Below are 13972 nucleotides of genomic sequence, written 5' to 3' on the forward strand. Positions count from 1 at the left end.
CGTGAAAAAAATTATTCTTTATGGTGACTCTATTCTCGCTGCTTACCAGCATAATCACCCTACCTCATTACTATTAGCTCGCCTAACTAAAATGTTACCTAATGCAGAAATCATTAACCGTTCTATTCCAGGAGCAACTAGTGAAGAGGCGTTAGACTTTTTACCCTTAAAGGTCACAAATGAGGATTATGATTTGGTAGTGTTGGGGATGGGAACCAACGACTGTACAATAAAGCTTGGCTTATCACCAGGTAAATATTCTTGGAACTTAGACGAATTAATTTCTAAAATTGGTTATCACAAAATTTTATTAATGGGGCCTGCTTATACCAATTGGGAAATTGCAGTGGACCATTCTTGGCCACGCACGCTCCAATTCCGATTAGTGGCTGCACAAGCCGCCCATAAAAATAAAGTTCCATTTTTAGATTTAGCTAATGATATGATTCTAACCGGACATCCCAATAAATTACTACAGGCCGATGGAATTCATCTCAATAACGAGGGGCTAGATTTACTTGCATCGGATTTAGCCAACGAAACAAAAAAGGTTCTCCAATAAGGAGAGCCTTTATTTAGTTAAGTAAGTATTTTCTTTAACATGATCCAATAAATGACTCTTGGAGCCAGTATATATTAAATCTAACTTGTACATTGCTCTTGAAGCAATCGTATAAAGAAGTTTTACTTCATCATCTTGGTGATAATTTTTTTCTGAAACTTCCCAAGCTACTACAGCATCAAATTCTAGCCCTTTGGCTAAATAAGATGGCATAACAAGCGTTCCAGGAACTAAACGTTGATTTGCACTACCAATTAGAGTAACAGGAACTTTTCTTTGTTTTAGTTCTTCAGCAACTGCCTTAGCTTCTGCGAGCGTTTTGGTGATGATTGCTGTTGTTAAGTTCTGCTCTTCGTTTTCTTTTAATACATCTTCTAAAACTTGATAAGCTTGATCATTTTCATCACGCTGCCAAAAAGTTGGCATTGGACCAGTTCGATCAAACGATTCAATCTTTTCTCCTTGAAGCAGAATCTCCTTAGTAAAATCAGTCAATTCCTTTGTCGAACGATAAGATTTAGTTAACTGGACTACATCTGTCTTTTTAGGATCAAACAGCTTAGCAATTTGACCCAACAAAGTTTTGCTTTCATCTTTGGTGAAAATTGCTTGGTTTAAGTCCCCTAACATCGTAAAGCGTGCCCGAGGGAAATTATATTTTAAGTATGCTAACTGGAAAGGTGTATAATCTTGAATTTCATCAATAAATACATACCGCATATCAAAGTCAGTTCTCCGCCCAGTAATCAAATCATACAAGTAAAGGTAAGGTGAAATATCCGCCATTTGAATTTTACGATTCAAGAAGTTTTGTTTTACTTGCTCAACATGCTCTTGCCACTCTTCCTCAGTGATGTTCCACTTAGAAAGATCAATTAACTTAGGAACTGCACGTAGAAAGGCTAAGTATTGACCACGAATATTTAAAAAACGGTTGCGATGAATTTTTCGACTTACACTCTTCAATTCCTTAGTAACAATTTTTTTAGCTAAAAAATGCTCTTCCTTAGCACTAGATTCAAATTCTTGTCCCGGGAAATCATATAAACTATTTAATTGTGATTGATCTAAAGATTGAATGGTTTTACTTACCCAAGATTTTTTAGTCTCTGGTTCAACCTTTCTTGCCAGCATGTCCAAAAGCTGTTCTTTAGTAGCTTCAATTCGATTAGTTAAATGATAATTTTCATTAAAACTATAGTAAATTTCCTTTATCTTTTCTTTATCAAAAAATGGTTTCTTTTTACTCTTAAAATAAATATTTTTAAAGAGCATCCCACTCTTTTCTAAATGTTCTCCATAGCGCGTAATCGCATTAAAGAACTGCAAGGAATCTTTTAACTTAGTAATCTTTTTATCTTGGTGATTGTCTTCAAATTGTTCAAAAAGTGTCTCTACATCCATTGCTGGTACACGGCGTGAAACAAATTGCCAGTAAGTCATTTGGACCATATTTTGTTCACCCATTTCAGGAAGAACATTTTTAATGTAATCATTGAAGAGCTGATTGGGGCTGAACATGATTACCTGGCTTGAATTCAAATTACCGCGATAGCGATATAGTAAGTAGGCAACTCTTTGCATAATAGCACTTGTTTTACCAGAGCCCGCAGCTCCTTGAACAAAGAGTAAATCTGCATCTGTGTTACGAATAATCTTGTTTTGCTCACGTTGAATCGTCGTTACAATTGACTTCATTTGAGTGGAAGATTTCTCATTTAAGACATTTAAAAGCATCTGATCACCAATTGATTCATTGGTATCAAACATATTTTCAATCTTTCCATCTTCAATAATAAATTGACGCTTTTTGGTCATCTCAACTGTTTGTTCACCATCAGGAGCGTTATAGCTTACTTTACCCAATTTTCCATCATAATAGATAGAAGAAATTGGAGCACGCCAATCATAAACCAAAAAGTGGTCATCTTTATCCGCAAATGAGCCTAAACCAATATAAATCGTTTCACCCTCAGCTTCATCTTTTTCTTTAAAGTCTACTCGGGCAAAATAAGGTTTCTTTTCTAGGCGTTGCAAGGTTGAAAGTTGCTTAGTTGAATGTTGCCAAGCATGTTCTCGTTCTTGCAACATTTGTTGCTGCTGGTGGATTGAAAGTGCTGTATCCATTGAAGTAGAATAGCCATCATAATCTAATTTCAAGTCATCAAAAAAATGGGCATTTAAGTTTTTTGCTTCTGATTGGGCACTCCCAATTGACTTATTTAATTCTTTTTCCTTCTTTTGGATTAAGTTTAATACATTATCTAAATGTTTTTGTTCAAATTGTTTTTGAGATTCTTTTACCAAAGTTATATCACCCTTTTTATTCCTCAAAAATTTATTGCATATAATTCTAACATATTATTACTATTTACTAAAACAATCACTCTCTAAAACTCAAGATTTTCTTAAAGGCTATTAAGTTTTACTTTAATTAATACAAACTTTTATTTTTTTACTTTCTCTAGCGTTATAATTTACTAAAAATAATTAGAAATGTTGAGATAAGACTGTGAAAAGATTTTTTCGAAATATTATAATTTTAGGAATGTTAGCATTTGGGCTAACTTATGCTTATCATGCTTCGGGATCTGTCTTTGAGAAATATTTTGGAACTAACAATCCTATTCCTTATATCACAATGCAGGTTCAAAACTTTATCAATAATAGGCAAATTCCGCAGACTGATAATGAGGATGCTGATGATACAAGTTCCCAATATCATACTTTTAATAAGCCCAGCGCCACGGTTTACATTGCCATTGAAGATCCAACTTTACGTAAAGCTTCCCAAGACGCCATCCAAATTTGGAATAATACGGGGAGTTTTACTTTTAAAACAACTACTACTAAAAATTCAGCTCAAATTGTTATGGAAACAATGAATGATGACCAAACTAATGCTGCTGGCTTAACAAGTACCTCCTATAATTCAGTCACTGGTTATTTAGTTCACGCAGTGGTTAAATTAAACGAATACTACTTACTCAATCCACGCTATGGCTATAGTAACGCTCGCATCGTTAATACGGCTGAACATGAGCTAGGACATGCAATTGGCTTAAAACACACCCAAAGTTTATCAGTAATGTATCCGCAAGGATCTTATTACACTATTCAACCTCGTGATGTTAAGTTAGTTGAAAAAATTTATCATGAAAAAAAGGCTACTTCAAATAAGTAGCCTTTAATTTTGGATTTCTTTACTCTGAACTACTAAAGTCCAAATTTTGACACCAGCTCCAATTGCTAATAAAAGCCAAATCAAAAAGATTAAACTGTTAATCGAAATCATCTTCACTTGGCCTAAGATAGAATTATTTACTATTACATTAATATATAATCCACTTAAAAAACCTGCAATTTCAAATCCAATTAAATATTTAGTAACTTTATTCTTTAATGTAGGGTCTTTTTTGGAAAAGCTTAGCTTCCAAATATTGCGCAAACAATCGCTACTACCCCAAATCATAATGGCAATTACTAAAACACTTGTCCACCAATTTGGATTACTTTTAAATTTAATAACTAAATCAAATAGGTAGTAACCAATAATTCCAATAAAAATCCCTAAAATAGCAAGATAGCTTGCTAATGTCATTTTTTCTTTTTTCGTCATTTTTAGTTAGCTTTCTAATGGACTACTCCTATTTTACTACTTTTGAATTTATTGTGCGGTGCCAAACCATTTTGTTTTTAGCTTCTGCATTGTGCCGTTTCTTTGAAGAATATCAAATCCTTCGTTAATTTTTCTTTGTAAGGTCTTATCTCCTTTACGCATCCCTACCACAAAATAGTCAGCTGGCACTTGATCGTTAATAATTACTTGATAAGAATTTTTATCTTTTTGTTTGGAAATATAATAATTTGCATAGACTTCATCAAGTAAAATTCCTTGAATTCTACCAGCATTTAAATCTAAAAATTCATTTGGAATTGTATCATACAAAACGGTCGATTTAGCCTGGAGCAATTTTTGTTTACCATCATACCAAGTTGCTGCAGTTGATCCTGTCTGCAAACCTATAATTTTTCCTTTCATTTGTTTAAATGAATTAATATGGGATTTTTTCTTCACGACTAAGACTTGTCGATTTTTTAAATATGGTTTTGAAAAGGCAGTCTTTTTGGCTCTTTGCGGAGTCTTACTGTATCCATTCCAAATTAAGTCAATTGTACCGTTACGCAATTCTGTTTCTTTCATTGACCAATCAATCGGCTGAAAATCCACCTTGATACCATATAATTTAAATACCGCTTTAGCCAAATCAATATCAAAACCTACTAACTTTCCTGATTTTGTCCTAAAACCCATTGGTACAAAAGAATCATCTAACCCTACAACTACTGTCTTTCTTTTTTCAATTCGTGACCAAGTATCTTGTGTATCAGCCTTTTTTTGTAAATTTTGACAACCACTAGCTAAAAGAAAGATTCCCAATAAAACCGCTATTAATCTAATCTTCTTCATGATTATCACCATTTACTGGAGTAATGCGTAAGACCTCGTCTGAAACTGTTTGGGCAAAATTCATATCGTGGGTAATTATGAACTGTGTATATCCAGCCTTCTTTAAGTCTAAAATCATTTGAGTAACCTGATCACGGGTAGCCGGATCAAGTGCACTAGTTGGTTCATCATAACATAGAATCTCTGGTTTCATAGCTAAGGCACGGGCAATTGCTACTCGTTGTTTTTGTCCCCCTGATAACTGATAAGGATATTGATTTTCTCTACCAAGCATATCTAGTTGTTCTAATAATTTTTTTGCTTCTGCTTCTGCTTGTCCTTTATCTTGTTTTAAAACTAATTCAGGAGCTAAAGTAATATTTTCTAAAACAGTTAAATTTGGAAAAAGATTATAGTCTTGAAAAACAACTCCAACTTTTTGCTCTTGAGCTGGATTATATTCTTTCCCATCTAAAATCAATTTACCTTCATCTTTTGTTTCAAGTCCTGCTACAATTCTCAAAAGAGTCGTTTTTCCCGCTCCTGAAGGTCCCACAACTGTTAGAATTTGCCCATCTGGCAAATCAAAATTAATCTTATCTAAAATCTTTCTACCATTAAAACTCTTACCTAAGTTTTCTGCTTTTAACATGTGCTCACATCCTATCTATAGTAAGAAAAGTGTGCTTCAATTTTTTTCAAAATAAGAGTACAAATTCCAATTAATGCCAGATAAATTAAGGCTACTAAAATTAAAGGAACTAATGTTACATCACGTGACATAGCAATATTTCCTGCACGCAATAAGTCTCCTAAGCCAATTACATAAACTAATGAAGAATCTTTAAACAAGTTAATAACTTCATTTCCAATTGATGGCCAAACAATTTTCATTACCTGGGGAATAATTATTTTACGTAAGGTTTGCCAATGGGTTAATTTTAAAACTTTAGCAGCTTCATATTGTCCAGGGTCAATTGCTTGAATTCCACCACGAAAGATTTCTGCAAAATAAGCTGCATAATTGACTACAAAAGCAATCAAAGCTGCCTCAAATCTAGGAAAAGTAATTCCTAAAATTGGAAAACCATAAAAAACAAAAATTAATTGCAACAGTAAGGGTGTGCCCCGCACTACCCAAACATAAACACTTAAAATACTGGTTAGAATTTTTGATTTTGATGTTAATCCTAACCCCACAATAATTCCTAAGGGTAAGGAAAAAATAATAGTTTCAAAGAAGATTCTTAAAGTCATTACTAGTCCACTTAAAAGTGAAGGTAGTATTTCTCCAATATAATTTATAGACATTGTTACCTGCTTTTCTAAAAATAAAACCCCCTTAGACTTTAAAGTCTAAGAGGGCGACAAGTGACGCGGTTCCACCTCAATTCATAGTTTACTTACGCAAACTACCTCATTAAGTTTAATAAAACTCTTCGCTATAACGGGCTGAAACCGACTTTCTATTACAGAAAATAACTCACAGATGTGTTTTCACTAATGCACTCGTCTTACTCGCAGCACTATAAGACTCTCTGAAGAGGTTGATTAGTTACTTGGTCTGCTCTAAGTTATCTTGATTATTTTTTTGTCGACACTCTTCGATGATGTCGAAAGTATGGAATCCAAAAAGTAATTACATATCCAATGGCTAAACCTACAAAAGTCCAAACCATGATATTTTTGACAAAGAGACCAATAATTAAGCCAATTAAGGTACACATCCCTAACACAAAAGAATTATGTTTTTGCATGAATATCTCCTTAAAATCTACTTTTCTATTTTATTTAATTTTACACGATAGCAAGGCTATTGACTAGCCTTAAATTTGTAATTCTTAATGGTAACCAGTATGATTTAAGTAGCAAGTGATGTAATCACTTACAAAGAGGTGATATTAATGAAAGCACAAGATTTTTTTGCAAAGATTAAACATGGAATAATTGTTTCTTGTCAGGCACTTCCTGGGGAACCACTTTATACCAAAGCTGGTGGAATAATGCCACTAATGGCTAAAGCAGCGCAAATGGCTGGTGCTGTGGGTATCCGAGCCAATTCCGTTCGTGATATAAATCAAATTAGGGAAGTGGTAGATTTACCAATGATCGGTATTATCAAACATGATTACCCACCTGAAAAGCCCTATATTACTGCAACAATGAAGGAAGTTGATGAACTTGTTAAAACTGGTGTTGAAGTAATTGCATTTGATGCTACAAGTCGCAAACGTCATGACAATAAAAGTATCAATGAATTTATCAAAGATATCAAAAATAAGTATCCCACCCAACTTTTAATGGCTGATATTTCAAACTTTGAAGAAGGAAAAGCCGCCTATGAAGCTGGTGCAGATATGGTCGGAACTACTCTTTCTGGTTATACCGCTGAATCTCGCACATCTACTGAACCAGACTACGAATTAATTAAGAAATTAGTTGCTGCTAATATTCCTACTATCGCTGAAGGACGAATCCATACGCCAGAACAGCTGAAGAAAGTTGCTGCTTTAAAACCCACCGGCATTGTTATTGGTGGCGCTATAACGCGTCCTTTGCAGATTGCGAAAACATTTGTGGATGTCTTACAATAAAAAAACGAAGAATTTAAAATTCTTCGTTTTTTTGCGTAATTAATAATTTAGGTAATTTATTCAGCTGTTATTCTGCATGTACATCTGCAATTAATTCAATTGGAGCATGATCAGATTCATCAATTGAACTTAAGATTGTAGATTTTTCAACCTTATTAGCAATATCATTAGATACTAAGAAGTAATCTAAACGCCAACCAAGGTTCTTTTCACGTGCATCTTCACGGGCGCTCCAATAAGTATATGCACGTTCATCTGGGTGAAGAGTACGGAAAGTATCTTCAAATCCTGCATCAAGTAGTTCTTGAAATTCTTTTCTTTCAGTTCCAGTAAAGCTGGCATTGTGGTGGTTTTCACTTGGTTCTGCTAAATCAATTGGTTCAGCGGCTACACTCATATCACCACCAATAATGACTGGCTTGTTGTTAGCAAGTTTAGTTACATAATTTCTAAATGCTTGATCCCACATTACGCGGAAACTTAAACGTTGTAAATGTTCTCCAGAAAATGGAACATAAGTATTTACATAGTAAAATTCTGGATATTCCAAAGTAATAGTTCTACCTTGTTGATCAAATTCTGGGATTCCAATTCCATAGGCAACAGTCATTGGCTTAATTTTGGTAAATACTGCAGTACCATCAAAACTTTTTTCTTTAGAATAGTTCCAATACTTGTAGTATCCAGGTAAGTCAATTTCAACTTCATCTGGAGATAAACGAGTATCTTGCATACCAAAAATATCTGGATCTAATTCTTTGAAAGTTCCTAAAAAACCATGACGTAAGCAGGCACGAAAGCCATCAACATTCCAAGAGATGAATTTCATATTTATCTACTTCTTTCTTTAAATCTTAATTCTCTGTTTCAACTTTATTGTACAAAATCAAGGGGTAAGCGTTAAATATTTCGACTTAAAATCAGTAAAAATATTTTTAATTGTTTTTTAAGTTTTATAAATTGACAATGCTTATTTAAATAGAGTATTATGAAGAATAATAGATTTCAGAAAGGAGTGGTATATCCAAGATGGATACTCACAAACGCCCTCCAGCCTATACTCAAGACAGTGCTGGAGTTTTACAAAATTTAAGAACTAGTTTAACTGGTTTAAGTTCCCAAGAAGCACAAAGAAGATTAGAAGAAAATGGTTCAAATGAATTAGGAGAACCTCCCCATTTCTTTTTACAAAAATTTATGGATGGTTTCCGTGGCATCTTTATTCCAAAGTCACATCCAATTCGTCAAAAGAAACTTTCTTCTCAAGTAATGCGTGATGGTGAACTCAAAGAAATTTCAAGTAATCAATTAGTTGTTGGAGACATCGTTTATCTTGAAAAGGGTGATAATGTACCTGCTGATATTCGTTTACTTGAAACTAACAATTTACAAATCGAAGATAAAAAGCATCTCATTTGTCAAAAAGATGCAGATGTAATTTTACCAGTAAATACTGAATTGGATGAACATGTTAACATGGCTTATCATTCAACTTGCGTAAAAAATGGAAGCGGAGTTGGAATCGTTGTTAATACTCGCTTAGATAATGCAGAAGCTCCAATTTGTTTAACTGGTGAAAGTCATTTAATTCAAACAATTTAAAATTAGTAAACAACAAAGGCTGACTAAGTTTAATACTTAATCAGCCTTTTTAAGTTTCCTTATTCATACTTTTCAAAAGCCTTAATCATCCCTAAAATATCTTTGTCTTTATTGAGCAACTCAATTTCAACCTCAGCTTTTTTAAGAATATCATTTTCAGTAACTGGTCTTCCTTCAATTAAAGCAGCCAATTCTTGAGCAGATTTTTTTGCTTTCTTTGCCTGACTAGCCCCTACTGCCATAATTGTTGCCAGCGGGGTTACCGGCAAGATACGGATTAATTCTGTAAAATTATTAAAGTTATTGCGATCAATATAAGCTAAATACAGCGGAATTCCTAAATTCTGCGTTTCTTGCGTTATAAGTTCACCATAATAGCGTGACAATTCTCCTAAATCTTGGTTATCCACAAGCTGCACAATTGCTACGCAGTGCTGTTCATCTTCATTTAAAAAGTCAATCTGAACATGAAAATAATCATAGTTTAAGTCATCAAATCTTGCGGTAATATTCTCTATTTCACTAATTTTAACATCAGGATAAAAAGTCTTGATTACAAAACTTGCAAAGCGTGGTTCCTGCATTATTTTCGCAAAAATAATTTTATTTCCCAGGGTATATCTCACTATGAACACTCCTTTGATTTAAATTCATCTAAATCTTATCACTAACTTCACCAAAAATAAGAGAAAAAGCATTTCTGCAATAGAAATGCTTTAACAATTTATTTTATTTGGGTAAAGTTTGTTGCTTGTTTAACTACACCTTGTCCAGCGTTAGCTATTTGATAGGTAAAACTACTTGAATGCAATTTACTACCTAAAGCTAAAACGTTATTGTATTGCCAAAGTGAAACTTTACTATCTTGAGTTTTTGCAATGGTTAATTTACTTCCATCTGCTTTATAACTCCATTCTCCGTTTTTATTTTCAGCTTTATAAACCTTTTGAAAATCAGAGCTACTCTTGCTTGCTTCGATAGCCTTTTCTTTATTAGAAGTTACTATTACTTGGTCACCACTTTTAGCAAAAGTCATGTAAGCTTTTTGAGAACTAGCAGTTCCATTATATTCATAAACATGACCAGGAAGATGACTAGCTGCTGCATGACTTGCATAAATGTAAAAGCCACCACCAATTACTGCTACTGCGACAATTACTCCAATAAGAATCTTTATAAATTTTTTCATCTGTGAATTTAGCCCCTATTATTCATCATCAGTAGTTGTGTCAGTATCTTCATCGTTTGTGTCAGCTTTACTGTTATCGTCATCATCACTTTGACTGTCGTCATCGCTGCTTTGACTATCTTTATCTTCGTCGTCTTTATCGCTACTTTGGCTGTCTTCGCTAGAGTCATCACTACTTTGTTTGTCATCATCCCTCTTTGAGTAGCTTGCATAAACATGAAGATCGTCGCCATCACCATCAATAGAGATCGTTACATCTTCATCATCTTTATCGCTGTCTAAAGCACTGGTAATTTTGTCAAGAAGTGCGCTATAGTCGTCATCTTTAACAGCCTTAGCAATATCATCAGAGCTGATGCTTAATTCAGTTCCATCACTACCTTCAGTAAATGAAAGCTTGTCATTGTTATTAGCCTTCTTCAAGCCATCAACAACATCTGAAGCTGAGACTGAATCTGATGAAGAAGTATTTGAATCCGATGAAGAATTATCAGAATTTGAACTATCACTACTCTTATTTGAAGCGGCTTGACTAGAAGTATCATCACCAGCTTTGTAAATATTAGTAGTGTTCTTAGAGTTATCAGAATCGTTGTAGTACTGTTTAATAGCACCTGGTTGTACTTCAATATTTACAAAAGTCGGACCGTTATTAATTGTTACTTTAGTTTGCGCTACGATATATGGATCAACATGTGGGTGATAATCATCTGGAACATAACCATCTTTATTCAAAATTAAGATATTTCCTGCGTAAATAAGATTAGCATTTTCAATGTGATTATCGTAGCAAAGCTTAGCAACAGAAATACCAGTTGCTGCAGAAATACTAGATAAAGTGTCACCCCATTGAATCACATAGCGAACCCCATTAAGATTATTGGGATCGATGTGTTGCATTGCCATGTTATTTGAAACTTGAGCAGGGGTATTAGCAATCCAATTAGTAATATCAGCTTGCTGCTCAGGAGTCCCAAGATTATTGTTATTAGTAGTGTTTGCCATTGCGGTAGTTGCAAAAGTTGCACTTGCAATAATCATTGTCATTAACCCTGCACTAAACTGCTTTTTATTAATTTTCATAAACTTCTCCTCTTAAGTTAGTTATACCGTTATTAAATATACACCTTACTTCTTTTCAATTCAATACACGGCCTAGATATTGAATTTTTTGCTAGTTAATGGTTTTATTTTTCTTAATTTTTACGTTCTGTCTTTATTTACATTGTTAGCAAATCATTTGACGAATGGTTTGCCGATTATAAGCAGAATAATAAAAATAACTCTCACAAACATCATTAACTGGATGCAGTTAATGCAAAAACACTACCTTTGCCAAGATAGTGCTTCTCTTTTTATTGAAATTTTATTAGGCCTTTGTTCTGCTTAATTGTACTATATTTTACCGCAATATAATTTATTTTAATTAAAGCCGATTTTAGATACAACGGCCACCTATTCTTTGTAAGGTTTTAATTCTGAAACATATGTATCCACTTCGTTTTGTTGATCCTTCGTAGTGTAATAATCACTAATAAGACCATTTAACGATACACCTTTACTGGTTATGGAAGCTTCAGCAACTGTTTCTCCTTCTTGGGGATCAACATATTTTACAGTAACGTTATCACCATTTATCTTATAATAAATATAACTTGTTGGATCACCATTTGCTGTAATAAAATTATATCCCTTTGTTTTTTCATCCCCATATTTCCAGTTATCTCCATAATACATCGTTCCGCCTTTTACACCAGCTTTAAACCAATCAGGTGATTTCCAAAGCGCTACTAATACTCCGATTGTTTTAGATGAAATATTATTTTGATTATTATATCTTTGAAGAATTTCTCTATAATTTTGTGGAAAATGCATATCTTGTAAAATTCCTTCAAATCTTACCGGATGGAATTTTACCTGATAATTATCTAATAATTCAACTATTTTTCTAACCATCGTAACAAATACTTGCTTACTTTGTACTAGTTTTAAACAAATTATTAGTTCAAATACACCTACCTGATCTTTAAAAGTTAAATTTCTTTCCTCTAAGATATTGCTAATGCTTCTTATACTTGGAGATCTATATAAATACTTTGAATATGTAATTTCATTATGCGCAACTGCATTTCTAAATTGATTTACAATTTGATTAATATTCTCAATAACATTTGGAGTTATTGAATTAGTCCGCGTTAAAGAGTACTCACGTTTTCTCTTATTAGTAAAATCTTTAGCAATTTTTATTTTTATACTATCTTTACAATTACTATAAAAATAATTTAAATCACCAAAAGTTAGAAAGTTTACCAAAACCCATAATGGAACATGACCATGTCTATTAACATAATGTTTAATAGCATTATCACCATGTTTATCAGATGCCTTAATATTCAAAGTATTAGATAGAGAGCTAATTGTTTTTAAAATTTGTGGGGCCTTAGTCTTATTATCACTATAATTATTCATTTCTAAATATGAATAATTTTCTGGAAAATTTTCAGAAAATCGATATAAAAGTTCAGCTCCTAAATTAGTTTCATAGGAAAGAAGTGCATCATACAAAATAGATCTTAGTTCTTTATCCAAATTATATAGCGCCAATATTTCATCAAAATTCGTATCAAGGCTATATTGCTCTGGATTAAGAATTACACCATTTGAATCCCTAGCTAAAAATAAATGCTTATATCCATTTATTAATGAATAATACCCAATACTTTGTAATGCGTATATAGCATTTTCAGTAGAATCAATATTAAGTCCTCTACTTTTAAAATCTCTATTTGTTCTTCATAAGCTTTAAACGGTTTTGTATTTTTCATAATAACTCCCAAAAACAAAAGCCTTGATATAAAAATATACCAAGACTTCGTTTAGTTTAGAACCTACTCCCACTGCCTCTAAACTTGATCTGTTAGATAAATTATACAAATTATTTAGTATAATTGTCAAACTAAAACGTTCCAAGCAATCATACATGCTTTGAACTTTTATATCCCCTATCTTGCATCTAGTAATGATCCTTACAAGAAAATATTATTACTTGTTTATTTTCATAAGAATAAATGAGTCTATTTTTTGCATCAATTCTTCTAGACCAATATCCCGTTAAATTATCTTTTAAGGCCTCAGGCTTGCCAATACCTTCAAATGGATTACGCATAACGTCTTTAATTAAATTATTAATTCTTTTTATCTGACGTTTCTCTCCTCGAGTTTGCCAATAAAGATAGTCTTCCCATCCCTTACTTGTCCAACTGAGCATTATTCCTTATCCTCAAAATCTATTAAATCGTGATTTTGGAGTTTACCTGACTCAACTTCACGACGACCTGTAGCAATTTTTTCCATTAGATAGCTATTTGCTTGAATTTCCATCGTCTCAACTATCGCATCGTATTCATTTTTACTAAGAATAACTACATTATCTTCAGGGTTTTTATTCGTTACAATTAATGGTTCACTTCTATCATTTACCTGCTTAAAGTAGTCTTTCAAATGTTCTCTAAAATTACTATAATTTACAGCATCCATTTTAAATACCTCCCTATTAATTGTACTATTAATTGTAC

The 13972-nt window shown here is 33.0% G+C and carries 17 protein-coding genes and 1 other annotated feature; of the genes, 4 read left to right on the forward strand and 13 right to left on the reverse strand.

Annotation, left to right across the window (positions count from 1 at the left end; all coding sequences use genetic code 11):
• Position 1: 1 nt before the first annotated feature.
• Complete coding sequence (locus FP433_RS06690; protein WP_265483944.1) at positions 2–562, forward strand: SGNH/GDSL hydrolase family protein; 561 nt, start codon at positions 2–4, stop codon at positions 560–562.
• Between the two features lie 9 nt (positions 563–571).
• On the opposite strand, the gene helD is transcribed toward FP433_RS06690, so the two are convergent.
• Positions 572–2869, reverse strand: coding sequence for an RNA polymerase recycling motor HelD (gene helD / locus FP433_RS06695; protein WP_265486626.1), 2298 nt, complete (start codon positions 2867–2869; stop codon positions 572–574).
• Between the two features lie 205 nt (positions 2870–3074).
• Between helD and FP433_RS06700 the strand changes: the two genes are divergently transcribed.
• Entirely contained in the window at positions 3075–3746 is a 672-nt protein-coding gene (locus FP433_RS06700; RefSeq protein WP_265486627.1) for a matrixin family metalloprotease, read from the forward strand.
• 3 nt (positions 3747–3749) lie between these two features.
• On the opposite strand, the gene FP433_RS06705 is transcribed toward FP433_RS06700, so the two are convergent.
• From FP433_RS06705 to FP433_RS06725, 5 genes are all read right to left on the reverse strand, one after another.
• Positions 3750–4181, reverse strand: a complete 432-nt coding sequence (locus FP433_RS06705) for a hypothetical protein (protein WP_265486628.1) — start codon at positions 4179–4181, stop codon at positions 3750–3752.
• A gap of 48 nt (positions 4182–4229) precedes the next feature.
• Complete coding sequence (locus tag FP433_RS06710) at positions 4230–5033, reverse strand: amino acid ABC transporter substrate-binding protein (protein WP_265486629.1); 804 nt, start codon at positions 5031–5033, stop codon at positions 4230–4232.
• A complete protein-coding gene (locus FP433_RS06715; protein WP_265483939.1) occupies positions 5020–5664 on the reverse strand; it encodes an amino acid ABC transporter ATP-binding protein in 645 nt (214 codons plus the stop codon). The genes FP433_RS06710 and FP433_RS06715 overlap by 14 nt, the downstream gene beginning before the upstream one ends.
• Before the next feature lie 11 nt (positions 5665–5675).
• Entirely contained in the window at positions 5676–6323 is a 648-nt protein-coding gene (locus tag FP433_RS06720) for an amino acid ABC transporter permease (RefSeq protein ID WP_265483937.1), read from the reverse strand.
• 46 nt (positions 6324–6369) lie between these two features.
• Positions 6370–6593, reverse strand: a binding site (T-box leader).
• Between the two features lie 2 nt (positions 6594–6595).
• Entirely contained in the window at positions 6596–6769 is a 174-nt protein-coding gene (locus tag FP433_RS06725) for a hypothetical protein (protein WP_265486630.1), read from the reverse strand.
• A gap of 147 nt (positions 6770–6916) precedes the next feature.
• On the opposite strand from FP433_RS06725, the gene FP433_RS06730 reads away from it, so the two are divergent.
• Entirely contained in the window at positions 6917–7606 is a 690-nt protein-coding gene (locus FP433_RS06730; RefSeq protein ID WP_265486631.1) for an N-acetylmannosamine-6-phosphate 2-epimerase, read from the forward strand.
• 67 nt (positions 7607–7673) lie between these two features.
• Here FP433_RS06730 and FP433_RS06735 read toward each other — a convergent pair whose 3' ends face one another.
• Positions 7674–8435 (reverse strand): exodeoxyribonuclease III, encoded by a 762-nt coding sequence (locus tag FP433_RS06735; protein ID WP_265486632.1) that lies wholly within the window; start codon positions 8433–8435, stop codon positions 7674–7676.
• Positions 8436–8635: 200 nt separating this feature from the next.
• On the opposite strand from FP433_RS06735, the gene FP433_RS06740 reads away from it, so the two are divergent.
• Positions 8636–9208, forward strand: a complete 573-nt coding sequence (locus tag FP433_RS06740) for a cation-transporting P-type ATPase (RefSeq protein ID WP_265483932.1) — start codon at positions 8636–8638, stop codon at positions 9206–9208.
• A gap of 59 nt (positions 9209–9267) precedes the next feature.
• Here FP433_RS06740 and FP433_RS06745 read toward each other — a convergent pair whose 3' ends face one another.
• The 6 genes from FP433_RS06745 to FP433_RS06770 all read right to left on the reverse strand — a co-directional run bounded on the left by FP433_RS06745 (position 9268) and on the right by FP433_RS06770 (position 13934).
• On the reverse strand, positions 9268–9834 hold the full coding sequence (locus tag FP433_RS06745) for a hypothetical protein (RefSeq protein ID WP_265483931.1): 567 nt from the start codon (positions 9832–9834) through the stop codon (positions 9268–9270).
• Positions 9835–9932: 98 nt separating this feature from the next.
• Complete coding sequence (locus FP433_RS06750) at positions 9933–10397, reverse strand: hypothetical protein (RefSeq protein WP_265483930.1); 465 nt, start codon at positions 10395–10397, stop codon at positions 9933–9935.
• Positions 10398–10415: 18 nt separating this feature from the next.
• The gene (locus FP433_RS06755) at positions 10416–11480 is read right to left on the reverse strand and encodes a LysM peptidoglycan-binding domain-containing protein (protein ID WP_265483929.1); all 1065 of its coding nucleotides are present in this window, start codon (positions 11478–11480) and stop codon (positions 10416–10418) included.
• Between the two features lie 372 nt (positions 11481–11852).
• Complete coding sequence (locus FP433_RS06760; RefSeq protein ID WP_322555910.1) at positions 11853–13154, reverse strand: Lreu_0056 family protein; 1302 nt, start codon at positions 13152–13154, stop codon at positions 11853–11855.
• A 256-nt stretch (positions 13155–13410) separates the two neighbouring features.
• Positions 13411–13665 carry a Txe/YoeB family addiction module toxin gene (locus FP433_RS06765; protein WP_416202972.1) on the reverse strand — a complete coding sequence of 85 codons (255 nt, stop codon included), beginning with the start codon at positions 13663–13665 and terminating at the stop codon, positions 13411–13413.
• Positions 13665–13934: a type II toxin-antitoxin system Phd/YefM family antitoxin gene (locus tag FP433_RS06770; RefSeq protein WP_265483928.1), complete on the reverse strand. Its 270-nt coding sequence runs from the start codon at positions 13932–13934 to the stop codon at positions 13665–13667. The genes FP433_RS06765 and FP433_RS06770 overlap by 1 nt, the downstream gene beginning before the upstream one ends.
• Between the last annotated feature and the right edge of the window lie 38 nt (positions 13935–13972).

This window comes from Lactobacillus sp. PV012, from assembly GCF_014522325.1.
In the GTDB taxonomy this organism is placed as follows: Bacteria; Bacillota; Bacilli; order Lactobacillales; family Lactobacillaceae; genus Lactobacillus.

Excerpts from the sequence above, each read along its gene's own strand:
- FP433_RS06725 (WP_265486630.1), bottom strand. The coding sequence starts at position 6,769 with ATGCAAAAACATAATTCTTTTGTGTTAGGGATGTGTACCTTAATTGGC.
- FP433_RS06740 (WP_265483932.1), top strand. The coding sequence starts at position 8,636 with ATGGATACTCACAAACGCCCTCCAGCCTATACTCAAGACAGTGCTGGA.
- FP433_RS06735 (WP_265486632.1), bottom strand. The coding sequence starts at position 8,435 with ATGAAATTCATCTCTTGGAATGTTGATGGCTTTCGTGCCTGCTTACGT.
- FP433_RS06710 (WP_265486629.1), bottom strand. The coding sequence starts at position 5,033 with ATGAAGAAGATTAGATTAATAGCGGTTTTATTGGGAATCTTTCTTTTA.
- FP433_RS06715 (WP_265483939.1), bottom strand. The coding sequence starts at position 5,664 with ATGTTAAAAGCAGAAAACTTAGGTAAGAGTTTTAATGGTAGAAAGATT.
- FP433_RS06765 (WP_416202972.1), bottom strand. The coding sequence starts at position 13,665 with ATGCTCAGTTGGACAAGTAAGGGATGGGAAGACTATCTTTATTGGCAA.
- FP433_RS06770 (WP_265483928.1), bottom strand. The coding sequence starts at position 13,934 with ATGGATGCTGTAAATTATAGTAATTTTAGAGAACATTTGAAAGACTAC.
- FP433_RS06730 (WP_265486631.1), top strand. The coding sequence starts at position 6,917 with ATGAAAGCACAAGATTTTTTTGCAAAGATTAAACATGGAATAATTGTT.
- FP433_RS06720 (WP_265483937.1), bottom strand. The coding sequence starts at position 6,323 with ATGTCTATAAATTATATTGGAGAAATACTACCTTCACTTTTAAGTGGA.
- FP433_RS06750 (WP_265483930.1), bottom strand. The coding sequence starts at position 10,397 with ATGAAAAAATTTATAAAGATTCTTATTGGAGTAATTGTCGCAGTAGCA.
- FP433_RS06755 (WP_265483929.1), bottom strand. The coding sequence starts at position 11,480 with ATGAAAATTAATAAAAAGCAGTTTAGTGCAGGGTTAATGACAATGATT.
- FP433_RS06705 (WP_265486628.1), bottom strand. The coding sequence starts at position 4,181 with ATGACGAAAAAAGAAAAAATGACATTAGCAAGCTATCTTGCTATTTTA.